This window comes from Acinetobacter sp. ANC 4654, assembly GCF_002135425.1.
Taxonomy (GTDB): Bacteria; Pseudomonadota; Gammaproteobacteria; order Pseudomonadales; family Moraxellaceae; genus Acinetobacter; species Acinetobacter kyonggiensis.
The window spans coordinates 66,504-90,731 of record NZ_NEGL01000005.1 but is presented as its reverse complement, the minus strand read 5'-3'; the positions used below and the strand labels follow the sequence as shown (position 1 = coordinate 90,731).

Genomic DNA, 24,228 nt, shown 5'->3' with positions numbered 1-24,228 from the left:
CAGTTTGGCTTGATAAAAGTGATGTTGCAATAACGCTAGACCATACATCATGCAAGGGAAAGCTCAACATGTTATTGATGGACGATGAGTGTTGTTCAGAGAATAAATAATTTTTGAGTACCATGAAATGAAGACTCGCTTGCTTTCCACTTTGCTTTCAATCTCACTTTCTGCTGTTTTATGGCAGCTTCCTCATTTGGCTTGGAGTGAAACCTTAGCGCATAATCCGACACTGACCGTCATTGGCTATCATGAAATTACCAATCGTAAAAATGCACTGATTCCTGAATATGCCGTAAGCACGACACACTTTAAACAACATATCGCGTGGCTCAAAAATAATGGTTTTCACTTTATTAGTGTGGATCAGCTGATTCAAGCGAATCAAGGTCAATCTCATTTGCCAGAAAAACCAGTTTTATTGACCGTAGATGATGGTTATGCATCTTTTTATCAAAATGCCTATCCGATTATTAAAGCCAATAGCATTCCTGTTGTATTGGCAGTTGTCGGTTCATGGTTAGAGCCGAAAGAAGGTCAAAACATTGATTTTTCAGGTAAACAGATTCAGCGTAATGAAATGTTGTCTTGGTCAGAATTGAAAGAGATGCAGGACAGTGGTTTGGTCGAAATCGCCAATCATAGTTATAACTTACACCGTGGGATTTTAGGCAATCCACAAGGAAATCTTGAATCTGCAGCAGTCACCCGTTTATATGACCGTCAAACTGCACGTTATGAAGATGATTCGCACTATCAAAAACGGATTTTTGATGATTTAAAACAAAATAACCAGTTATTGACAGCACATAGTTTGAAAGCGCCACGGGTCATGGTGTGGCCTTATGGTCACTATAATATGCAAACCGTCAACATGGCGAAACAGTTGGGTATGCCGATTACCATCAGTTTGAATGATGGTGCAGATTCGGCTAAAAGTTCCTTGGGGCAATTGAACCGTATTTTGGTTGAGGGTGATATGAGTATCACCGATTTGGCACAGGAAATTAAAGATCGTCAGCAGAATTTAGGCGATAATAATCGCCCGCAAAAAATTATGCATATCGATTTAGACTATATTTACGATCAAGATCCTGCTCAACAAGAACGTAACCTTGATCATTTACTGGACCGTATTGTAGAGGTGGACGGAAATACCGTGTATTTACAAGCCTTTTCCGACCCCGATGCCAATGGTTCTGCGGATATGGTGTATTTCCCGAATCGTTATTTACCCATGCGTGCAGATTTATTTAATCGAGTTGCATGGCAAATTCAGAGCCGTACCCAAGTCAGCCGCATCTATGCTTGGATGCCATTGTTGGCATGGGAATTACCAAAAAATAATCCTGCTGCACAGGATAGGGTAGAAACTCAACCCACACAGGACGTTAAACATTTAGATATGGGCTATCATCGCCTCAGTCCATTTTCAGCTGATGCACGAAAAATCATAGCCGGTATTTATACCGATTTAGCCAAATCTGTGCCATTTAACGGCATTTTATTTCACGATGACGCGACGTTGTCGGATTATGAAGATGCCAGTCCTGACGCGATGCGGGCTTATGCTTCCATTGGCTTACCGAACGATTTAGCCAAAATTCGCAGTAATGATGCAGACTTACAAAAATGGACAGCCTATAAAACCAAGTACCTTGATGACTTTGCGATGCAACTTGCCAGTGATGTACGTCAGTACCAGCCCTTTTTGCTGACGGCACGAAATTTATATGCACAAGTTGCATTGGAACCTTATGCAGAAAATTGGTATTCCCAGTCATTAGAACAGTCTTTAAAGCGTTATGATTTTACTGCCATTATGGCAATGCCTTATATGGAACAAGCACCGAATCATGATCAGTTTTATCGGAATATTGTGAAGCATGTGAAGCGTTTCCCGAACGGTATGAAGAAAACGGTATTTGAATTACAAACGGTCAATTGGCGTAACAATGAAAAAATTCCATCAGCGGAAATGGTGACCACGATTCAGTCTTTATATAGACAAGGGGTAATGCATGTGGCTTATTATCCAGATGATCCTATTCAAGATCATCCAGATACCGAAGAGTTACGTCAAGTCTTTGAACTGAAATCAGAAGATCTTGTTCCTTAAAAGCAATTGTATTGGTCAATGCTGCTGCATTTTTGGCATTCTGCAAGACTGCCTTTAACCCAAAATTGTAAAAAATCCCGAGTCTAGATCAAACTCGGGATTTTTTAGACTTTGCTACGGACTTGAAATGAATAGAGGGCTAATCCTAGACAGAGTAAAAACAGTCCCAAAATTAAATCTGGGCTTAATTGCTCCTGATTTAGCCAGTTGCCCCAAACCGTCGCCAGCACGGGTGTCATGATGGTAATGAGCATCAGTGTGGTCGGACTGACTTTGTTGAGTAAATCATAATAAAAAATCATCGCCAGTACAGAGGAAAATAAAGCGCTATAGATGAGTGCAATACTGCTCTGTAATGATGGCAATTGAGTTGGCATCTCCGACCAGAAAAAGGGCAACAAACTACCATAGCCGACCCATGATACGAGAGTTGCACCTGTCATTTGGCTGATCGGGTGGATATTCGCATTGACAGAGCGAACTGCAAAAGCAGAAAGGACATAAAGCAGCATTGCAATCAGTTCTAAACCCACGCCCAAATAGTTGAGTGTGAAGCTTTGAGAACCGAATCCGAGTGCGAAAAATAGCCCGAACATGCCCAGCATTAAACCCATCCATTGATAGACACTAAATGCTGCACTTTTAAAAATATAAATGGCCATTAAGCCTGATACCAATGGGGCAATACCATAGATCATTGAAATAATGGCTGAAGGCACTTTGGATGCACCCATATAGCAAAAAGCCATGGAGGCAAATAAGCCAATTGCACCTGCTGCATAGCTGAGTAATGCTTGCGGATGAACGGGTATTTTGATTTTAAAGTAAAGCTGACAGATGCAGGCCATTGTAATAGCCAAGCTAAATCGAATAAATAAACCCCACGCCCAATGAATTTCATTCACTGTCCAGACGGCTGCAAGTGGTGTCAGCGACCAAATCAGCACAACAGTAATAAATTGACCGGTTGTAGCGAGGCGTGAGTTTCGATTTAAAGACGCTGCAACCGGATCGTACAGTGGCGAGGATAAGTCTTTTGAATTGAATGGATTACTCATGGCTTATGTCCTTATTTTTTGGCAATAAAAAAGGCCGCTATTGAGGCGACCTGAAGTGATTTTATGCTGTGATGATTATTCTAAACAATGATCACGGTACAAATTCCAAGGCACCCCGCGTAAAAAGTCCACACGTCGTGAATGGGCCTTGTTGACTGGAATGTCCAAAGCAAAATAATTCACAAGCGGCTCTTGAGGGTATGGAATAGGGAACATGTAGAAAAAATCGATGAATGAATATTTTTTATAGCATAATATTTTAAAAATTGTATGAATTTTATTCAAATTGTTTTATATACTATAAAAATAACAACTATTTACTCGTGAGAGTGATGCCATGCTGAAAGTACTCATATGGTTGTGTTTTTTCATTGTGTTGATTGGATTTTGGAAAGTATTGTTTAAAATTCATATACATCGACATTTTCAGCAATACCGAAAGCAGCAGCAAGAAGATGTAAACAAACCTAGTGTCACTTCTATTGGCGAAATGCCCCTTGTCGTTGAAGCACCTATAGAAAAAGTGGAAGAATATGAACAGCAGCTTTTTGATGATGTCTGCGAAATCTTTTTTGATCAAAAACGGACTGAACGAAATTTGAGTCAAGCAATGTCCGTTCAAGAAGATGTACTGAGAAAAATGCCTGCAAAAACGCAGACCCAAATTCGTCAACTTGATTTAAATGAATGGTCTATTTATTGGACTTTTTACGATCAGTCTTTGGAATACTATGTGGGGTGTTATGGGGTGTTTTATACCCATGTTGACCGTTTCGGAGATGAGCATAAATTTGAAATGAAAGATGAGCATAGCCACGTTTAATCAAACTGACTCGCTTGAGTGCCAATACTTTTAGCTAAAGGATGAAATGCTCTACATCTTTATATGGTTGTTAACTGCTTTAAAATTCTGAGCTTGACCTGATCAAGATAAAAAACATCATCATTGAGGCGGTACATTAAAAGCGCACCTTCATAATCGGCTACGCTTTGTTTGGCTAAAATCTGGGCGTCATGATCGCTTAGTTGAACTTTAAAGAATTGATAAAATGCCATTTCCCAGTCTTTAAAAATACTGCGAATCTTTGCTAAAATATCGGCAGATTGATACAACGCTTCGATAGAAATAATCCCCACTAAACAGCCTTTAACGCCATAACTAAAAAATTCTACCGCACGCTCATGTATCTGTTCAAAATGTTCAACGACGCAAAGTGTTCTATGTTCACCGAGCTTAAATAAATACGTATTTAAATATTGTTGGGTCAGTTCGAGCACATCCATCAATAAAGCTTCTTTACTGGCGTAGTAATAGTAAAAAGACGCTTTGGTCAGTCCACAGGCTTTGGCGAGCATGCCCATACTGGTCGCTGCATATCCATACGTCTTAAACTGTAAGGCACATCTGTTGAGAATTTGCTCTCGGCTAAGTTTCTGTGGACGCATCTATTTGAAGTCTCTATCCATTTTTTGTGGCAATGAAGTCATGAAAGGAATGTAAAATTTCATCCCAGATTTTTTCTGAGCCTTTACGGAAATACCCCATATGTCCAATTTCTTTTAAGCCATAGTCTGAAGCTGAAATATTAATAAATTGCATCGCTGCTTGGCGGTAATGTTGCATAAAAGCATGGCGTGAATTGGGTAAAGCCCAATCATCATCCAATGCAGAGACTGCATAAATAGGGGTTTTCACCTGTGCATATTGTGCAATTAAGGCATGCTGTTCAGGGTCGGCAAAGAAATAAGTTGGGTTTTTACACCATTTCCGCCATTGCTGATAGACCCCAATCGGTAAATCTGCCCCCATATTGAGTTTGCTCCACGGTAAATAGCCTGTGACTGCAACCATCGGTGGGAAAATAATATTCCAAATCACCTGAACCTTCATTTTTTCTTTAAAAGGCATATAACCATGCCAACCTGCGCCCGTGCCAAAGCAATACATTGCCGTCACTTTGGCATGGTTGGGTGCTAAACCCAGTGCTTGTCCACCATAAGAATGCCCGACCATAAAGAGCGGAATGGGATCTTGTGCCAGAAAATCAATGGCCGCAGCAAGGTCTAAAGTGCCCCAGTCTAAGTAAGACATTTTAAAGCCTTTGAGCTGCTTCGGAGCAGAAAGTGCCACACCACGATAATCAAAGGTCAGCACTTGATAGCCAAACTGTGTGGCATATTCAGCAAAGCGACGATAAAACGCTTGTGGAACACCTGTTGCACAGGCCACTACGATATTGGCTTTTATGCCATGTTCTGGTGTGTAAAGTGTGCCAAACAGAGTATATCCATCGCTTGCGGTAAAGGATTGTGTGGCAACACTAAAATGTTGTTTTTGTGGATTCTGATTTAAATAGGGCATAACAAACTCATTTTCTAGGTAGATTTTGACTCAAATTATTGACCTTTAAACTGCGGAGCACGTTTTTGCAGCATAGCCATGACACCTTCTTGTACATCTTGCGTTTTTAACAAGGGGGTGAGGTGCTGTTGTAAATGATAAAAAGCCATTTCAGTGCCATGTTCAGCGGCTTCTTTGGCAGAGGCAAGCGTGGCTTGCACTGCAAGTGGTGCAGCTTGAGCAATGCGTTCAGCCAGTTCAATAGCGCGATTGAGCGGTGCTTCAGGGGTGATTTCATTGATCAGATTTAAATCGAGTGCCGTTGTTGCATCAAAGGCATCACCCGTGAGTAAGTAGCGCATGGCTTTTGACCAACCCGCAGCTTGTACAAAACGGGCTGTTGCACCGCCAAAAGGTAAAATGCCACGTTGTACTTCCATTTGGGCAAATTGAGTATTGTCTTGTGCGATGACAATATCAGCATTTAACATCAGCTCTATTCCTGCGGTATAGCAAAAGCCTTGTACTGCAACAATCACTGGTTTTTTACGTGGTCGTCCACTGGTTCCCCACGGGTTGATGTGCTGCTCATCATAATTAAAGATGCCACTATTGAGCTTGGGTTGTAATTCGACCAAATCTAGGCCTGCGGTAAAGTGATCGCCGTGGGCAAAAATGATTGCACAGCGTAGTTCTGGATGATCTTCATATTCTGTTAAGGCGAGGGATAAGTCATGAATAAGATGACTATCAAAGGCATTTCTTTTTGCTGCACGGTCAAGTCCGATCAAAAATAGATGTCCACGAATTTCACGACTGACTTTACCTTGTTGTTCTGACATTTTTATTCTTCCAAGTTGGTTGTTTTTTATATTTTTAAACGATCGTTAGAAAACTGTCAAATCTGTTCAGTCAAATTTCTGACAGAGGTTTGTAACTACACATTGTGATAGGAAAATGGAAACGCGATGCACAGCGAGTTAACAGACGAATCGGCATAATTTATCTTGCGTTCAGCGCCATTTTTTTCATAATAGCGGCACTATTTATACATTTGTTTATTGCTATGTCACCTTTAGAAATTATTGCAGTCATTATTAGTGTTATTGGTGTGACATTAACGGTTAAACGAAATATGTGGTGTTGGTGGTTTAACTTTGCGGCATTTGTTTTATATGCTTATTTATTTTATGAATTTAAATTGTATGGCGAAACCATCTTGCAGTTCTTTTTTATAGTGGTGAACTTTTATGGTTTCTATCATTGGTTCAAAGGTAAACAGCAAGATCATGAAATTCGTATTGAACCGATTGCTCAAAAAACAGTCATTTTCCAAATATTGTTGGCAGCGTTAGGTGGTTTGATTTTCGGTTTAACTTTAAAACATTTTACCGATGCTGCCGTACCGATGCTCGACTCACAATTGGCTGCTTTTAGTTTACTGGCAACCTATTGGACCAGTCGTAAACATATTGCAACTTGGGTGCTTTGGATTGTTGTCGATATTGTTTATGTGGGCATGTTTATTTATAAAGACTTATTCCTGACTGCGGGCTTATATGCCGCTTTTGTTGGTTTGGCAGCTTTTGGCTGGTGGCAGTGGGAACAGGTGAAAAAGAAACAGGTGCACAGCCATTTTAAGGGTGTATAACCTCTTTTAGGTTGTACTTGGATGAATAAAGATGCTGATTGATTTGGTTCAACATCAATTAACACAATTTGATGAAATGGCAGCACGAATTCAGGCTGCACCTGAAAAATATATCAATTTTGATTCGGTCTCCGATTTTTATAAAGCCAAATGGCTAAATGAGTTTCCAAAAGGAACCACATGGTCAGCCACAGGTCTAGATGATGGTGCTGAACAATTTTATGCAATCATTGAGTATCGAAAGCATTTTGTGAGTATTTCCTGCACCGAGAAAATTGAAATACGCTGTGGCATTCATCTAGAATAGTTTTGTATACTCGGTCAATGACAGCATGACTAAAATTCAATTAAATAAACCGCGCTAAAATATGCTAGATCAGTGCTGATCTAATAGTTTTAAGATATTTAAATAATTAAAAAATAAAGGATAGTAATATGGCACATCGTTTTACCGTCAATGCCACCATTCATGGTGTTTCTTTGGATGAGTTTCGTCGTATAGCAGCAGACCCAGAGATGCATGAGGCTGTTTGTAAACGTATTCCGGGAGAAAAATTAGAAATTTTAGAATCGCAAATTGTGGGTGATATTTACACTTTAAAGCGTGCTTATAATTTGGATGTCAATATTCCAGATATTGCTAAAAAGCTACTTAAAGATGCATTTCGCTTAAAACGTACAGATATTACCAATTTAGATGCTTTGACTTCGACCGTTGAATTGGGCGCAAATTTACCTTTAGAAGCACAAGGTGAGCGCTCTGTTACAGGTAATGCGCAGCAAGTGAATATTCAATTAGATTGGACTATTAAAATTAAAGTGCCACTCATTGGCGGTTTCCTAGAAAAACATGCAGAAGGTGAAATTCGTAAATTTAGTGATTTGGAACTCCAAATTGTTGAAGATGAATTAAAGAAAAATTTAATAGTTTAATTTAAAAGCCTGAGTTATTTAAGCTCGTTCTTTCTCTTGCTTAATTAATCAAATCGCTCTTATTTTTGTAAAATAAGGGCGATTTTTTTATAGAAAATAATGCTCACTTCTACTGAATAGGTTTATTTATTTAAAAAGTTATAATGAACATTATTCAAACTTGTTGTTATGCATCATGGTAGTAAAGAATGAGATGAGACATAGCACCTAAATGTAATACATTGCATGTTTTTGTCGCGGTTTAAAGTCGAATAAAATAAGGCAAGATTGAGAGCAGTATACCTATAGATGCCAACATTGCTGTATTTTCAATGAAGTAGGGAAAGATCATCAGCACTAAACCACAAACCAAAGGTACAGTCACTTTTTGTTTTTTACCATAGATAAAATAGCCCAAACCGATAGAACTAAAAAGAACGCCAAGGAGTAATTGTGTTGTGTTCATCTTTATTATGCTGATGTGGAATTAGGCTGATTATAAAGAAAAAGATTAAATTTAGCTTAAATGATGATGCTTTTTAGGGTAAATATAAAATCAATAGCTGTTGATTCATTTTGAATGTGATCGCCTCAAAAAAATATAAAAAAGATATGCTTAATATTGAAGGAACGTTAGTCTTATTAAAATTTGACATGGTTAAATTGAAATAGAGGAAAGAAAACATGAGTGGAATTTTAGCTGTAGCACAGCGTGGCGAAGTTATCTTAACTTTAAAAGCTGCATCAGTTGTAGAGTCGGAATTGAATAGTTTATGGCTAAATGAACTAGCCGCGGCCATGCAAGCAACTATGCTTGAACGTAATGGTGTTGGTATTGCAGCGCCACAAGTGTATGTGTCTAAACGCATTATTATCGTGGCTTCACGTCCAAATTTACGCTATCCCGATGCACCTGAAATGGATGCTGTGGTGATGGTCAATCCTGAAATTTTAGAACAATCTGAAAGTACCATTTTAGGTGAAGAAGGCTGTTTAAGTGTGCCTAATGAACGTGGGCAAGTGGCTCGGGCGGAAATGATTAAGGTGAGATATTTGACGTTACAAGGTGAGTCAGTTGAAGCCGTATTTCATGGTTTTCCTGCACGGATCGTGCAACATGAAGTTGATCATTTGAATGGGGTGTTGTTTGTGGAAAAAGTTTAAAAATTATTTTTTTAGAATATTAGGGGAAATTTTAGAACCCTATTTTTTCAAAATAGGGTTAGAGAAGACTGTTCATACTAAATGAATTCAGATTTTATTCTAGATCCTTTAATTGTTTAATACGTTCTTGTGTCAAATCAGCATTACATGAAAGTGTAATAAGTTTTGAACCTGCGCCTTGAGCTTGTGTAGCAAAGTAAGCGACGAGTTCATCACAGTGTGTGTTTTTATAGTTTAGCCATGATTTTTGTGAATTTTCTAAAGCTTTTTGACCCATAGTATCTAAAGATTTATAAAGTTTTTGATAGCTTTGGTTCAGTTTGGTTTTGTCTATCTTGAGCTGTTGCTCATAGCAATCAATGCTCTCATAAACATTCGCATTTTTACATTCTGCAAAGGTAAAGTTTGAATATAAAATTAAAATAAGAAAAGAAACACTTTTATTCATTATTAGTTTTAACCATTAAATATTGTATTCAAGATTTTACTAAAAAATTTAGTATTTAGTAATGTTAAAGCCCTACATTTAATAGACTTTGTATCTTGGAGCATATAGTGAAAGCTAATTACTACATGCTCCAAGATCTATTAATACAAAAATGAGTAAATTAATCCCTCCCAACCTCCCTTTAAAAAAGGGAGGAGTTGTCACGTAATTCGTTGGATACGCGAAAGTCCCCCTTTAAAAGGTGAGAAACTACGTTTCGTAAGAGGGGGATTCAATGCTTTTACAATAAAAAATCCCCTCAATCGAGGGGATTTTTACTCCCTCCTTTGCTTAAGGAAGGTCAGGGGGATTTACTTAAATATCAATCGAATCATCCAAATTCGGCATTAACCAACGCTTCGCTTCATCCATAGACCAGCCTTTACGCTCTGCATAACTGTCTAGCTGATCTTGCGCAATTTTACCAACATTAAAGTATTCAGATTGTGGGTTGCTGTAATAGAAACCACTCACGCTTGAAGGTGGCCACATCGCAAAACTTGTGGTTAATTGGGTGCCAATCTTATCAGTAGAACCCAACCAGTCAAACAAAACTGCTTTTTCAGAATGTTCAGGACAAGCAGGGTAACCCGGTGCAGGTCGAATCCCGACATATTTTTCTTTAATTAATTCTTCGTTAGATAGTTGTTCAGAAGCCTGATAACCCCAGAACTCTTTACGAATACGCTCATGTAAATGCTCAGCAAAGGCTTCGGCAAAACGGTCACCTAAAGATTGGGCAAGAATTGCAGAATAGTCATCGCCTTTGGCTTTGTATTCATGGGCCATTTCTTCTGCACCAAAGATTGATATAGTGAAACCACCGAGGTAATCTTCAATGTTTGTCTCTTCAGGTGCAATAAAGTCCGCCAATGATAAATTGGGTTTCTTAGAGACTTTATCTGACTGTTGACGGGTATGTTCAAATTGATGCGTTGCCGTTTGATTTTCATCATAAATGGAAACCGTGTCTGCACCCGTGCGTTTAGCCGAAGCGATATTAAAGACGGCACGAGCATCAAAACGCTTGTTCTCTACAATATCTTTTAACATCAGTTGCGCTTGTTCATACAAATCTGTTGCGGCTTCACCGACAATTTCATCGGTCAAGATGGCAGGGAACTTGCCAGCCAAACTCCAAGAAATAAAGAATGGTGTCCAGTCAAAATAGGGCACTAAGGTTTCAAGTGGGTAATTCTTCAGGACTTGGCTGCCGATAAAATTCGGTTTAGGCGGAACATAGTTGTTCCAATCAACGCTTAAACCATTTTTAATCGATTCTGCATAAGACAATTTTGCAGCTTTAGGCTGTTTGTTGGCAATACGTTCACGGACTTTTTCATATTCAGCACGATGCTCTGCAACAAAAGCAGGTTTCATTTCTTTCGATAGCAATGTTGTTGCAACGCCTACCGCACGTGAAGCATCGGCCACATAAATCACAGCATCATTAAAATATTGTGGATCAATTTTTACCGCAGTATGTGCTTTAGACGTTGTTGCACCACCAATCAATAGTGGAATATTAAAGCCTTTACGCTGCATTTCTTTGGCAACAAACACCATTTCATCCAATGATGGCGTGATCAAACCTGACAGACCAATGATGTCACATTTTTCATCAATGGCCGTTTGTAAAATTTTTTCCGCAGGCACCATTACGCCAAGGTCAACAATGTCATAGCCATTACAACCCAGTACAACACCTACAATGTTTTTACCAATGTCATGGACGTCACCTTTTACGGTAGCCATCAGGATTTTACCTTTCGATTGGCTACCTGATTTTTCAGCTTCGATGTATGGGTTTAACCACGCCACCGCTTGCTTCATCACACGGGCCGATTTCACCACTTGCGGTAAAAACATTTTACCCGAACCAAATAAGTCACCAACCACGTTCATGCCATCCATGAGCGGGCCTTCAATTACATCTAAAGGTCGAGTAGATTTTAAACGGGCTTCTTCGGTATCGACATCAATAAATGCAGTAATACCTTTAACCAGCGCATGTTCAAGACGTTTTTCTACAGGTTGATCACGCCATTCTAAGTTTTCAACTTGTTTTTGTGCAGCACTTTGACCACGGTATTGTTCTGCAACTTCAAGTAGTTTTTCAGTCGCATCCTGACCGCTTTCACCTTGATTCAGGTTGCGAACAACATCTTCAACTGCATCTTTGAGTTCTTTTGGAATATCGTCGTAAATTGCCATTTGGCCTGCATTTACAATACCCATGGTCATGCCTTGTTTAATGGCATAATACAAGAACACCGAGTGAATCGCCTCACGTACAGGCTCATTGCCACGGAATGAGAATGATACGTTCGAAACACCACCTGAAATCATGGCATGGGGAAGATTTTGTTTAATCCAACCTGTCGCTTCAATGAAATCAACCGCGTAGTTATTGTGTTCTTCAATACCCGTTGCCACAGCAAACACGTTCGGGTCAAAAATGATGTCTTCAGCAGGGAAGCCCACATCATTAACCAATACATCATACGAGCGTTTACAGATTTCACGCTTACGTGCCGCAGTATCCGCTTGTCCGGCTTCATCAAAGGCCATGACAATAATAGCAGCACCGTATTGACGGCATAAACGTGCTTTATGTACAAACTCGTCATAACCTTCTTTTAAGGAAATAGAGTTAACAATCGGCTTGCCTTGTACGCATTTTAAGCCAGCTTCAATGATTTCCCATTTTGATGAGTCAATCATGATCGGTACTTTGGAAATTTCAGGCTCGGACGCGACTAAATTTAGGAAATGCACCATCGCGCCTTGCGAATCGAGCATGCCTTCATCCATATTAATGTCGATGACTTGTGCACCTGAAACCACTTGTTGTAGTGCAACATCGAGTGCTTCTGCAAAGTTTTCTTCACGAATTAAACGTAAGAATTTTTTTGACCCTGTGACGTTGGTTCGTTCACCGACATTTACAAACAATGAGTCTTTGGTGATGTTAAAGGGTTCTAAGCCAGAAAGGCGACAAGCGGGTTCAATGTCAGGAATTTGACGCGGCTTAATATCTTTAACTGCATTGTAAATAGCGCGAATATGGTCAGGCGTAGTACCACAGCAGCCACCGGTAATATTAATCAAACCACTCATCGCAAATTCTTTTAAAAATGCTGCGGTTTCTTCTGGTGTTTCATCATAACCACCAAAAGCATTGGGTAAGCCTGCATTTGGATGCGCTGAAACAAAAGTATCTGCAACATCGGCAATGGTTTTTACATGCGGGCGCATGGCATCTGCACCTAGCGCACAGTTAAAACCAATCGAAAGTAAATCGCCATGACGTACCGAATTCCAAAATGCCTCAGCGGTTTGACCCGTTAAGGTACGACCTGAAGCATCGGTAATGGTGCCTGAAATCATCAGGGGTAATTCACGACCAATTTGATTGAAGACTTCTTTCACGGCAAAAATTGCAGCTTTACAGTTAAGTGTATCGAAAACAGTTTCAATCAGAATGATGTCAGAGCCACCCTCAATTAAGGCATGTGTGGCTTGAATATAATTTTCTTTGAGTTCATCAAAAGAAACATTACGAAATGCAGGGTCATTTACATTGGGTGAAATTGAACAGGTACGCGATGTTGGTCCAAGTACACCTGCGACAAAACGAGGTTTATCAGGCGTTGAATATTTTTTACAGGCTTCTTTTGCAATACGTGCTGCTTCAAAGTTAATCTCATGAACCAAATCTTCCATGTGGTAATCCGACATGGAAACGCGCGTACCATTGAAACTGTTGGTTTCAATAATGTCCGCACCTGCATCCAGATAGTCTTCGTGAATGCCTTGAATAATATGCGGTTGCGTCAGCACTAAAAGGTCATTATTGCCTTTTAAATCAGAGGCCCAGTCAGCAAAACGCTCACCCCGATAATCTGCTTCTTCGAGTTTGTGGCGCTGAATCATGGTGCCCATAGCACCATCAATAATCAGAATGCGTTGGGTGAGAAGCTCTTTTAGGGTGGCAAGCGTGGACATAAATAACCCCAATCCGATGGAATACAAAATGGGCATGATTTTAGCAGAATTACACTACATTTGAGGAATATTCAGCCGACTTAGTGAGACACAGTTTTTAAATAACCCTATTTGTGCTGAATTTTTCATCGAATTGAAATATGGCTCAGCTATGATCTGAGTCTAGATAAGAAAAAATTGAGTGATGAACGGAATTAGAAAGATTTTTTATGCAGCGATCCAAATATTTTGAAATATTGCGGTGCAAATTATTTTGAGCTTCAAAGATTGCAAAATGATGGATTTAAAAGAATTTAGCTCCCTAAAATGAAGCGGGAGTGATTTAAATTAGCTCAATTGTTAAAATTTGGCTTTATATGGTACCTGTTTGTCATATAATTGTCACAATTAAATTGAACAATAAGGGGATTTTATTATCCCCTTGAACCGTCTGCATGAATTCTAATATTCCTCCCGTCCAAGATCAGGTGCAATCCGTGCCACAGAAATCGACGAATGTGCATGTTGCCACACCGAAATTTTTTATGCCGGTGTTTCTCACGGTTATTATTTCTACTTTGGTGTACATCGGCTTTCAACTTGCAGCTGATTTGTCACATGTTCCAACTTTAAGTTTATATTCCGTTATTCTTTTAGCCACTGCGCTTTTGATTGCCTTAGGCTTTGAATTTGTCAATGGTTTTCATGACACTGCCAATGCGGTCGCTACGGTCATTTATACCAATGCCTTATCTGCACCTGTTGCTGTGATGTGGGCAGGCTTTTGTAATTTTCTTGGTGTAATGGTTGCAAGTGGTGCTGTTGCTTACGGCATCATTGCTTTATTGCCTGTCGAGTTGATTATGAATGTCAGCTCTGGGGCAGGTTTTGCCATGGTTTTTGCCATGCTAATCGCCGCTATTCTTTGGAACTTAGGGACTTGGTTCTTGGGTATTCCAGCGTCAAGTTCACATACCTTAATTGGTTCGATTTTAGGTGTGGGAATTATGAACTACATCTTGCATGCAGGTAGTGGCGCCAGTGGTGTAGACATGGACCAAGTGATGAAAGTCGGCAAAGCCTTGCTGTTTTCACCTTTAATTGGTTTTGCTTTTGCTGCGGTTGTATTCTTGTTAGTGAAAAAAGTTTTCAAAAAACAAGTCGAACTTTTTCAACCACCTGAAGGTAATAAGCCACCACCACCTTTAATTCGTGCCATCTTAATTTTTACCTGTACAGGCGTTAGTTTTGCACATGGTTCAAACGATGGTCAAAAAGGTATGGGCTTAATTATGCTCATTTTGATTGGTGTTGTGCCGCTCGCGTATTCGTTGAATAAGAACTTAGATACTCAACATATTCAGTCATTTGATCAATTATCAAATCAAACTGCGGCTGTTATGTACGCCAATCATAGCAATATTTCGGATACTCACGCACGTGAAGTCTTGACGTCATACATTCAAACCAAAGAAATGAATAAAGACGTCATTCCTGCTCTGGCAAGTTTAACGGATCATTTGGGTGATCGTGTAGCTCAGTATCGTGATTTAAAAGATATTCCTGAAGCAGATACCTCTATTATTCGTAATGACATGTATTTAAGTAGCACTGCATTTAAGCGTTTAGATAAAAATAAACAGTTACCTGCAATGTCGGAAGCACAAAACAAAGTGGTTAAAGAGTACCGCTCTAACCTAGACTCGTTCTTACAATATATTCCGACTTGGGTGAAAGTTGCAGTGGCACTGGCACTTGGTTTAGGCACCATGGTGGGCTGGAAGCGTATTGTGGTGACAGTGGGTGAGCGTATTGGTAAAAACCATATGACTTATGGTCAGGGTATGTCGGCTGAACTTGTGGCAATGACCACCATTGCAGCAGCAGATGGTTTTGGTATGCCAGTTTCAACCACACACGTTTTGAACAGTGCGGTTGCAGGTACGATGGTTGCCAATAAATCAGGCTTAAACTTCGCAACGGTGAAAACCATTCTTTCCGCATGGGTGTTCACTTTACCAGCCACGATTTGTTTATCTGGTGGTTTGTATTGGTTGTTTTTACAGTTTGTTTAAACAAGCTATATGAAATAAAAAAAACGCTGCAATTGCAGCGTTTTTTTTCTTGGTTTTTTGATGTGGTCTGACTTTGGTCGAAGCTTAGAGAGAACAGATAAACGCCTTATTACAAAGAGTCATTTTGGATTAAAGCCAAAACCGAGTTTTAGCTTTAATGGGTTAAAGATAAAAATTACTTCTTAAATAACCCGTATATTTTCTTCATCGGTAATTTATCATTGGCAAAGCCATAGATTGCTGCAAAAGGCAGAGCGGTACGTGCTAAATAAGCCACACGCCATAAACCACCATGGTTTGCACCTTTCATCATTAATTCTAAAGGATGAGCCAAAGGGGTTTCTGGATTAGCAACCGAGTCAGGATTGCGTAAGTCATGAATCCATAATGCCGCCATAAGTGCATTGGTGGTTTCTGGACTAAATGATTCAACATCAAATAGGCTGGCACCATTAAATGCGGCTTTTAATAACGGATTTTTAGTCACCGAATGGGTTGTGGTTGAAGGTGCAATATTAATACTGACACGTTGCCCAGAATGACGAGCCAAAGTTGCACGCCACTGTTGAATGCGTTTTGCCAAAGCATAGTTGGGGCCTTGTTCCACCACTAAACAATCGGCAATACCATATTCCTTGCCATTATCAGAAGCAATTAAGGTTTTTAGATTTTCTTTGAAGAAATGCTGACCCGAAACAGTGGAAATACTTTTGCTAATAATTTGCTGGGTTTTAGAGCGTTGTTGGAACTTCTCATGTGAAGCCTCTACCACTTCTTTAGGAACGGCATAGACATCGGTTGGCGTACACATAAACATTAAACTGGTGTCAGCCTTTCGCTCACTCACGTATTGCATAATACTGTCCATGGCCATAGAGACACGAACATGTTTTTCACCATCTAAATAAGCAATCGCAGCGAGATCAAGCTGATGTTCACTTTGGGTCAGCCAGTGTGCAATTTCTGGTGTTTGAGTCAGTAAATCGGCCCCCAATTTTTTTTTCAGCGTGGCAGTTGGGGTATTTTCAGCTAATTTTTCTGCGCAGGGTGCATATAGCGTTGCATTGCCTTGTTGAATCGTCTTTAAAATTTTGTCCCAAACACGACTATTGGGTAAATCGACAGCCACGATGTTGGCTTTCCATTTAGATAACCACGTAAGGGGGCCTGCTTCAGAGCCTGCACCAAATAAGACCATGGTACGGTCAGAAAGATTGAACCATTCAGGATGGGCCTGTGCTGCACGTAAAGCATCTGCATGGCTAAGCTCAATAATTCCTGCATCTTGCCATGTTTGAATTTGATCTAGTAAAGCCTGACCTTGCAATTTTTGTCCTTTATAAGGCACATACCATTCAGGTGCAGCATCACTTTCACCTCTAAGCTGAACGGTATGTAAATCTGCGGTATCGACATCATTCATGATGTCTTTGAGTAAATAGCGTTGACCATTGCGATAAAAATCAAAGCTATGATGGGCCTTGTGTAAGCCTTGTTTTGCGATGGTAATTGGATTGTTGGTGCTACGAATACCGTGTTCAACCAAAGCTTTAAAATAGATAGGATAATTTTTACGCCAATTTTTTTCTGTGAGTGCATCCATTGATGATTTATTGTCAACAATAGAAAGGGCTTCAGCAATAATTTCTTTACCTGTCTGAGACGTGCTGGCTTTATTGCTGGCAGAATTGATCGGGAATTGAAGACCATCTAATGAAGTAGACATGCAAAATATCTCGTTTTTTTGATTGTTAATATACAGATGTCTACATTATCTATGCCAAATTGATTTATGGGGTAGCATTTAATGACAAAATTGTGTAAATCTTTTTTAAAATGATTTTTTTTACAATGATTTTAGAGTCTTGAGAAAGAAGGGCAGTAGCGCTTTAAGCTTTAAATCTGCCATCTTAAAAGCTCAGTTTATTTGGCAAGACGTTCAGAGTTTTCTTTAAGCATGCCGTGATCAAATTCAATGACCTAATCAGAGTTTTATTTTTATTCTAAAAAAAGGACGTTGCAATTTAACGTCCTTGAATATTGATAAATAAAGCATAAATTTTAGAAAGGAAGTTGCATCAGCTTATTTAAAAAGTGTGGAAGCACACGTGGTTCTATAATGATGGTCATGATCACACCGTAAGCTGCTCCCCATAAATGGGCACTATGGTTGATGTTCGAATTGCCACGTTTGCCAGACCAAATACTATAGCCAATATATAAAATGGCAAAAATAATTGCAGGCACTGGAATAAAGAAAACAAAAATTAGTTTCCACGGTTCAAATAAAATATAAGCAAACAAGACTGCTGAAACTGCACCAGAAGCACCTAAGCTGGCCCAGCGATGGTCATTTTTATGTTTTAAATAACTGGGAATAATTGCGACAATTAGACCGCCTAAATAAAACAAAACAAAGCCAAGATCAAAAAAATACTGTCGATAAAAACTTTCAATGACACTGCCAAAAAAGAACAGCGTAATCATATTGAAGATTAGGTGTGCGCCATCTGCATGTACAAAACCATGAGTAACAAAGCGATCATATTGCCCACGTTGCATTGCAGGTGGCCAAAAAATAAGGCGGCTCATGACTTTCTGATTTGAAAATGCAATCAGTGAAACAACCACTGTAATGAGGATCAAGCTAACAGTATGGTTAAAAGGTAAATCTAGCATAAAGTGAAGGTTCAGCTTTTAGATATTTGCTTTAATAATGCCATTAAATGAAGGGCTAAGATGAAATTTTATAATAATTCCGACAATTTTAGTTGATTTTTTTTTATTACCCCGCATCTTCAGTTAAAATAGCCACTTCAGCTTGAGGAAATATTATTATGTCGACTGAGAACATCAGCGCTGCAGTTGCAGAAGAAATTCCAAATTTATTGATTACGCCAACAGCACAAGAGTATTTGTTTGATTTACTTGAAAAACAAAATACACCAGGCATTGCTGTACGTGTTTTTGTGGAAAATCCTGGTACGCCACGTGCTGAATGTTGTATGGCATATAGTGCGCCTGAAGAAATTATTCCTACAGACTATAAACAAGATTATCCAAATTTTGCGGCTTATATTGACGCGCCATCTATCCCATATTTGCTAGATGCTGTGATTGATTACAATAAAGACCGTTTTGGTGGGCAATTGACGTTCCGTGCACCTAATTCAAAAGTGCCACGTGTGGGCGCAGATGCTTCAATGGAAGAGCGTATTAGCTATGTATTACAAGCCGAAATTAACCCCGGTCTTGCTGGACATGGTGGTAACTGTGCTTTAGTTGAAATTATTGAAGATGAAGAACATGGTTTAACGGCTGTATTGAAATTTGGTGGTGGTTGCCAAGGCTGTTCAGCCATTGATGTCACACTCAAACAAGGTGTTGAAACGACCTTGAAACAGCATATTCCTGAATTATCTCGTGTGGTTGACCAAACGGATCATACTCAGGCAGAGGGTGCTTATTTTAAATAATTTTTGAAATAAGTTTAGGAAAACCTCCAATTATGGAGGTTTTTTTATGCAGAAAATAAGCATAATTTTTTGAGCTGAACTCAGTTTTAGATTGTGCAGAGAACATATAGGTCAAATTTAAATTGATGATGAAAATCGCTAATTTTGTTTAAAATCCATCAATAAATAGAAAGTATAATGATAATTATTATCAATATCGATTGCAATGTGACTACTTTTTGTTACACTGTGCAACGAAAATTGCAATACTTATCCACTATTTACCACTTGGGGACCTTGAATGACCAAGCATATTATTCGATCTGCATTATCTCTGACAATATTCTCCTTTATGATAGGCGCTACGCATGCTGCTGATTCACAAGAGACTTCAAGTGAAAATCAAATTCAAGAACCAATAAAGTTACAAACTATAGTTGTAACGGCTGAAGAACAGTTGAAACAATCATTGGGTGCTTCTGTTATTACAGAAGAAGATTTAGATAGACTGCCTGTTGTCAATGATATTTCTGAATATGTTCGACGTATGCCAGGTGTTAACTTAACAGGAAATAGTTCAAGTGGTGTACGAGGAAACAATCGTCAAATTGATATTCGTGGTATGGGACCAGAAAACACCTTAATTCTGATTGATGGAAAACCAATTAACTCACGAAATTCAGTTCGATATGGGTGGGGTGGTGAGCGTGATACAAGAGGGGACTCAAATTGGGTTCCAGTTGATGCAATAGAGTCTATTGAAGTTATTCGAGGACCTGCCGCTGCCAGATATGGATCAGGTGCTGCTGGTGGTGTGGTAAATATTAAAACAAAAAAAATTACGAATGAATTACATGGTTCTATTGATCTATATACCAATCAACCTGAGGATTCTAAAGAAGGTGAATCTAATCGAGTTGGCTTTAATGTAAGTGGTCCAATTATCAAAGATATTTTATCTTATCGTTTATATGGTAATTTCAATAAAACAGAGAGTGATGACTGGAATATAAATAACTCTATTGGTAGTACCGCTGCTGGACGAGAGGGGGTCAAAAACAAAGATATTGGTGCTCGTTTAGGTTGGCAAGTTACAGATAATCAGGCGTTAACTTTAGATATTACTGCAAGCCGTCAAGGGAATGTTTTTGCAGGTGATTCACAGTACAGTTCAGATGCAAATGCAAATAATATATTAAAAGAATTACTCGGCACTGAAACGAATACAATGTATAAAGATGGTTATGCCTTGACTCATGAAGGAGAGTGGGATTGGGGGGATAGTAAGTTTATTGCACAATATGACAAAACTAGAAATAAACGTTATTTAGAAGGTCTTGCTGGTAGTACAGAAGGAAGTATCAATACACTTACTGATAAACAAACATCTTTATTAAATACATTAAGATTATCTAGTGAAGTGAATATTCCATTCGATTTTTATGTACCACAAGTATTAACTTTAGGTACAGAATTGGTTGAAGATAAATTTAAAGATTCTTCATCAACAAGGCAGGCAGATGCAACTGGACAATTAGTTTCAGGTAATCGTTCAAAAATGTCTTCTAATATATATTCTGTATATATTGAAGATAATATGCATTTAACAGATAGTACTGATTTAGCATGGACAGTACGTTTTGATGATCACAATAAATCAGGTGATAATTGGAGTCCTGGTCTAAATATTACGCAAAAACTTGGTGATTATTTCACATTAAAAGGTGGCATTGCAAAAGCTTATAAAGCACCAAATATGTATCAAAATGCTGAGGGCTATTTACTTTCTACTCGAGGAAATGGTTGTCCAATTCAATCAAATGGCGTTGCACTATCAAATTGTTATTTATTAGGAAATCCAAATTTAAAACCTGAAACATCTGTTAATAAAGAACTAGGTATCCAGTTCGATAAAGATAATGTGAATGCAAGTTTAGCGTGGTTCAGAAATGACTATGAAGATAAAATCACTTCAGGCACTACAGTTTTAAATACGATTGGTATTTATAATATTTTACAATGGGAAAATACACCTAAAGCACTTGTTCAAGGTTTAGAAGGAAGCCTTAGCCTTAACTTTGATCGTATTAACTGGACCAATAATTTTACTTATATGATGGATTCAAAGGATAAAAAAACAGGTAATCCTTTATCAATTATTCCGAATTACACCATTAATTCTATTTTTAATTATGAAATTAATGATCAATTTGATACCAACTTTGTATTTACACAATATGGTCGTCAAAAACCACGCCAGTTTGCAAAAAGTAATACTGAACAGAATAATGGTATAAATCCTGAATCTGTAAAAAGTTATAGTATTACAGGAATTAATATGGGTTATAAACACAATGACCATTTAAAACTTACTATAGGTGTGAGTAATTTGTTTGATAAACAAATTTTACGTGATAGTAATTCAGATAGTCAGACTTATAATGAACCTGGTCGAGCTTATTATGCTTCAATTAAAACTTCTTTCTAATTGTATAAAAATATTTTTGAACATGATCTAGAGTAGTAATAGTTTATGAATTTCGTTTAATTTTTATATGTTTTTTGAGTGGAAATATATTGCTTTTGCTACACGCTGTGTGAATAGATTAATCGCATGCAAATTTCATAGTTTAAAAATTTGATTTGTGATTCATTTAAGCCCCGAAGTGGCTTGTCAGTATGAAAGTTATTGCTGTAAAAAGATAGAATCATTCAGTTGAACAATTCAAAAATGATTATGTCTTGCATACATTAATTTGTTTGAGAAAAAGTTATTTAAAGTCTTATTTAAAGTCTTATTTTTAGTCAAAACAAGAGTGACCTCAATTGAGGTCACTCTTGTTTTAAATTGTGAAGAGTTGGTGGTTACAAGCGGCTTTTTTCATGCCTGAATATTTAAAATTTTCTGCGCTGTTTCAGCATAATAAAATTTCTCTAAATAGGCTCTGGCACGTTCACGTAAATATTCAGAGGAAACCAAATTTTGCATTACAGGGGCTAATAAATGCTGTAATTCTTGTTGAATCAGCGCTTCATCAATATTTAAATCACGAAGTAATAGGTCAAAACTACGTTCTTGATTACGTACATACCAAGCATAAACACCATCATGAACCTGTTGTTTTAAATATTCTGTTTGACGGATATGATCCCAAATTTCATGCCCTAAATTGACAGTATTGGGAAGGTCTTGAATTTCAATATAGTTCTTCAAGACGCTTAAAGGCCAATCTTTGATTTTATGCCAAAGATTGGCCTGAAAGTGATACAGCTTGTCATTATCAAAATGTTGATTGAGCACATGCTCACTCATTTGGCTCAGTTTCAAAATATTTTTTTGTAAATAATGTCCGATGGTGTCATTTAAATTGGAATCTGTGACCGTCTCTAAAACAGATTTGCCCATTTTCATAAAACTAGACATACCCGGCATGCGTTTAGCCATGACAGAATTATCTAAATAATCTTGAATAGAGTGCTGAATTAATTGGGTAATCATGGCTGAAAAGGCAGGGCTATTCACCACAGTTTTAATTAAACGTTGACGATGAATACTTTTACTTGCCACATATTGGGCAATTTTATCGACGGTGAGTACAGGGATTACATCGGCAATTAGCGTGTTTTCATTGGCAGGATGAATTAAAGCAAAACGAAGATGTTCAGCAATTTGCTCAATGAGAACAGGACTGGCAGGTGTGGCTAAAATTTGCTTTTGTAACAGGGCATTGATGTGTTCAAATGACCAAATTTTCTGTAAGGTTTGTTTTCTAAACCAATGATAAAAATTTAGAAATTCGCTTTGAATGGTGGCAGCATGCGAAAACTCTTGTTCTAAAAAGTCAAGATGAGCATCTATTAATTGCTCAATCATCGGGTGTTTCTGCATACTGTCTCTGCAAGCTAATTTAAAGGAATGAGTTTATCAGCAAGTGGGTTCTTTAGCTTTTGGGTTTTTGCTAGAAAAGGTAAATAGTGTAAAGCCACTTGTTGTTCTGCTTCTAAAATCGGCATATGACCGACATTGTTTAAAATCACAGGCGTTTCTGCACGCTTCAATAAAGATTGTAATTCACTTGCTGCTTCAACATTAATAATTTTATCTTGCTTGCCCCAAAGAATCAGTGTCGGTGCTTCAATGGTACGGGTCAGACGGGCAAAGGATTCAGGGGTGTAAATACGATTGAGTGTCACGATTTGATCAATCATTTTACGGGTTTGTGAAGATTGCGAAATCAGCATTTTTTCTTGTGCTTTTTTAAAGTAAAGCGGTAGTTCAGGTGGTGTTTGCATAACTTGACTGAGTACATCTTCTAAATCACCCGGTTTAGAAACAATCAAATTTTTTAAAAAATAAGGATCTTTGGTATAGGCTGTATTGGCTTTTTTATAAATGCCTGCGCTATTGAGTAAAAATAAACTTTGAGTATCGAAGGGATACTGTGAGGCATAGATGGTTGCAATTGATCCGCCCAGTGAGTGTCCTGCAATATTCAGTTTGGTTTCGATATTAATCGCTTCAACAAAACGACGTAAGCGTTCCGTGACATTGGGCACAGAGAGATCAAAATTATCTGCAACTTTGGTTTCGCCATTGCTTGGCAGGTCTGGAATAATTACATGATAATAAGGCGTTAAAAAATGTGCTACGCCATTCCAATTGTCGCGATTTCCTGCCAAGCCATGAATGAGTAATACTGCGGGTTTATTGCTGGAACCCCCTTCGCTATAGCTCCAAGTAATGTCATCAATTTTTATAGTTTTACTGCGTAAGCCTGCTGCCTGACGTTCTTTGGCGAAATAACTCTGTAAAGAAAGAGGTTCATCTGTCGTCTTATTTGTTGCTGCATATGAAAAATGAGGCACACTGACTGCAAGTGCTAAACACATCGTGCTTAAGATGCGAGATAAAATCGAGTGTGTCTGTATCATTGATCATTATCCTTAATGTGTTCATGACGATAATATTTATAGAGGAT

20 protein-coding genes are annotated in these 24,228 nt (G+C 38.4%); 9 read left to right on the top strand and 11 right to left on the bottom strand.

All coding sequences use genetic code 11. The annotated features are described in order from the left end of the window. Nucleotides 1–127: 127 nt before the first annotated feature. Nucleotides 128–2,119 (top strand): poly-beta-1,6-N-acetyl-D-glucosamine N-deacetylase PgaB, encoded by a 1,992-nt coding sequence (gene pgaB, locus B9T24_RS09110; RefSeq protein ID WP_086165486.1) that lies wholly within the window; start codon nucleotides 128–130, stop codon nucleotides 2,117–2,119. Nucleotides 2,120–2,223: 104 nt separating this feature from the next. Here the strand turns inward: pgaB and B9T24_RS09105 are convergent, their stop codons facing one another. Beyond that, complete coding sequence (locus B9T24_RS09105) at nucleotides 2,224–3,177, bottom strand: DMT family transporter (protein ID WP_086165485.1); 954 nt, start codon at nucleotides 3,175–3,177, stop codon at nucleotides 2,224–2,226. 337 nt (nucleotides 3,178–3,514) lie between these two features. On the opposite strand from B9T24_RS09105, the gene B9T24_RS09100 reads away from it, so the two are divergent. Further along, entirely contained in the window at nucleotides 3,515–4,000 is a 486-nt protein-coding gene (locus tag B9T24_RS09100) for a hypothetical protein (protein WP_086165484.1), read from the top strand. Between the two features lie 59 nt (nucleotides 4,001–4,059). Here the strand turns inward: B9T24_RS09100 and B9T24_RS09095 are convergent, their stop codons facing one another. From B9T24_RS09095 to B9T24_RS09085, 3 genes are read right to left on the bottom strand one after another with little or no spacing between them, the layout of a single operon-like run. Further along, the gene (locus B9T24_RS09095) at nucleotides 4,060–4,623 is read right to left on the bottom strand and encodes a TetR/AcrR family transcriptional regulator (protein WP_086165483.1); all 564 of its coding nucleotides are present in this window, start codon (nucleotides 4,621–4,623) and stop codon (nucleotides 4,060–4,062) included. A gap of 13 nt (nucleotides 4,624–4,636) precedes the next feature. Beyond that, complete coding sequence (locus tag B9T24_RS09090) at nucleotides 4,637–5,539, bottom strand: alpha/beta fold hydrolase (protein WP_086165482.1); 903 nt, start codon at nucleotides 5,537–5,539, stop codon at nucleotides 4,637–4,639. 35 nt (nucleotides 5,540–5,574) lie between these two features. Beyond that, entirely contained in the window at nucleotides 5,575–6,360 is a 786-nt protein-coding gene (locus B9T24_RS09085) for a crotonase/enoyl-CoA hydratase family protein (RefSeq protein ID WP_086165481.1), read from the bottom strand. A 224-nt stretch (nucleotides 6,361–6,584) separates the two neighbouring features. Here B9T24_RS09085 and pnuC point away from each other — a divergent pair, with 224 nt between their 5' ends. The 3 genes from pnuC to B9T24_RS09070 all read left to right on the top strand — a co-directional run bounded on the left by pnuC (nucleotide 6,585) and on the right by B9T24_RS09070 (nucleotide 8,102). Beyond that, nucleotides 6,585–7,169 (top strand): nicotinamide riboside transporter PnuC, encoded by a 585-nt coding sequence (pnuC, locus tag B9T24_RS09080; protein WP_086165480.1) that lies wholly within the window; start codon nucleotides 6,585–6,587, stop codon nucleotides 7,167–7,169. Nucleotides 7,170–7,200: 31 nt separating this feature from the next. Then, nucleotides 7,201–7,476: a hypothetical protein gene (locus tag B9T24_RS09075; RefSeq protein ID WP_086165479.1), complete on the top strand. Its 276-nt coding sequence runs from the start codon at nucleotides 7,201–7,203 to the stop codon at nucleotides 7,474–7,476. A 128-nt stretch (nucleotides 7,477–7,604) separates the two neighbouring features. After that, nucleotides 7,605–8,102: a DUF2505 family protein gene (locus tag B9T24_RS09070; protein WP_086165478.1), complete on the top strand. Its 498-nt coding sequence runs from the start codon at nucleotides 7,605–7,607 to the stop codon at nucleotides 8,100–8,102. 241 nt (nucleotides 8,103–8,343) lie between these two features. Here the strand turns inward: B9T24_RS09070 and B9T24_RS09065 are convergent, their stop codons facing one another. Beyond that, a complete protein-coding gene (locus tag B9T24_RS09065) occupies nucleotides 8,344–8,547 on the bottom strand; it encodes a hypothetical protein (protein WP_034696433.1) in 204 nt (67 codons plus the stop codon). Between the two features lie 218 nt (nucleotides 8,548–8,765). Here B9T24_RS09065 and def point away from each other — a divergent pair, with 218 nt between their 5' ends. Further along, nucleotides 8,766–9,245, top strand: coding sequence for a peptide deformylase (gene def, locus B9T24_RS09060; protein WP_086165477.1), 480 nt, complete (start codon nucleotides 8,766–8,768; stop codon nucleotides 9,243–9,245). Nucleotides 9,246–9,339: 94 nt separating this feature from the next. Here the strand turns inward: def and B9T24_RS09055 are convergent, their stop codons facing one another. Further along, complete coding sequence (locus tag B9T24_RS09055; RefSeq protein WP_086165476.1) at nucleotides 9,340–9,693, bottom strand: lysozyme inhibitor LprI family protein; 354 nt, start codon at nucleotides 9,691–9,693, stop codon at nucleotides 9,340–9,342. Between the two features lie 354 nt (nucleotides 9,694–10,047). Next, nucleotides 10,048–13,740 carry a methionine synthase gene (gene metH / locus B9T24_RS09050; RefSeq protein ID WP_086165475.1) on the bottom strand — a complete coding sequence of 1,231 codons (3,693 nt, stop codon included), beginning with the start codon at nucleotides 13,738–13,740 and terminating at the stop codon, nucleotides 10,048–10,050. Nucleotides 13,741–14,174: 434 nt separating this feature from the next. On the opposite strand from metH, the gene B9T24_RS09045 reads away from it, so the two are divergent. After that, entirely contained in the window at nucleotides 14,175–15,794 is a 1,620-nt protein-coding gene (locus tag B9T24_RS09045) for an inorganic phosphate transporter (RefSeq protein ID WP_086165474.1), read from the top strand. A 175-nt stretch (nucleotides 15,795–15,969) separates the two neighbouring features. Here B9T24_RS09045 and B9T24_RS09040 read toward each other — a convergent pair whose 3' ends face one another. Continuing rightward, nucleotides 15,970–17,520 (bottom strand): hypothetical protein, encoded by a 1,551-nt coding sequence (locus B9T24_RS09040; RefSeq protein WP_086165473.1) that lies wholly within the window; start codon nucleotides 17,518–17,520, stop codon nucleotides 15,970–15,972. Nucleotides 17,521–17,855: 335 nt separating this feature from the next. Further along, the gene (locus tag B9T24_RS09035; RefSeq protein WP_086165472.1) at nucleotides 17,856–18,473 is read right to left on the bottom strand and encodes a rhomboid family intramembrane serine protease; all 618 of its coding nucleotides are present in this window, start codon (nucleotides 18,471–18,473) and stop codon (nucleotides 17,856–17,858) included. 158 nt (nucleotides 18,474–18,631) lie between these two features. Here B9T24_RS09035 and nfuA point away from each other — a divergent pair, with 158 nt between their 5' ends. After that, nucleotides 18,632–19,270, top strand: a complete 639-nt coding sequence (nfuA, locus tag B9T24_RS09030) for a Fe-S biogenesis protein NfuA (protein ID WP_086165471.1) — start codon at nucleotides 18,632–18,634, stop codon at nucleotides 19,268–19,270. A 280-nt stretch (nucleotides 19,271–19,550) separates the two neighbouring features. Further along, nucleotides 19,551–21,737 carry a TonB-dependent siderophore receptor gene (locus B9T24_RS09025; RefSeq protein WP_086165470.1) on the top strand — a complete coding sequence of 729 codons (2,187 nt, stop codon included), beginning with the start codon at nucleotides 19,551–19,553 and terminating at the stop codon, nucleotides 21,735–21,737. Nucleotides 21,738–22,130: 393 nt separating this feature from the next. Here B9T24_RS09025 and B9T24_RS09020 read toward each other — a convergent pair whose 3' ends face one another. Both B9T24_RS09020 and B9T24_RS09015 read right to left on the bottom strand, forming a co-directional pair. Continuing rightward, nucleotides 22,131–23,138 (bottom strand): hypothetical protein, encoded by a 1,008-nt coding sequence (locus tag B9T24_RS09020; protein ID WP_086165469.1) that lies wholly within the window; start codon nucleotides 23,136–23,138, stop codon nucleotides 22,131–22,133. A gap of 14 nt (nucleotides 23,139–23,152) precedes the next feature. After that, the gene (locus B9T24_RS09015; RefSeq protein WP_086165468.1) at nucleotides 23,153–24,181 is read right to left on the bottom strand and encodes an alpha/beta fold hydrolase; all 1,029 of its coding nucleotides are present in this window, start codon (nucleotides 24,179–24,181) and stop codon (nucleotides 23,153–23,155) included. Nucleotides 24,182–24,228 lie beyond the last annotated feature (47 nt).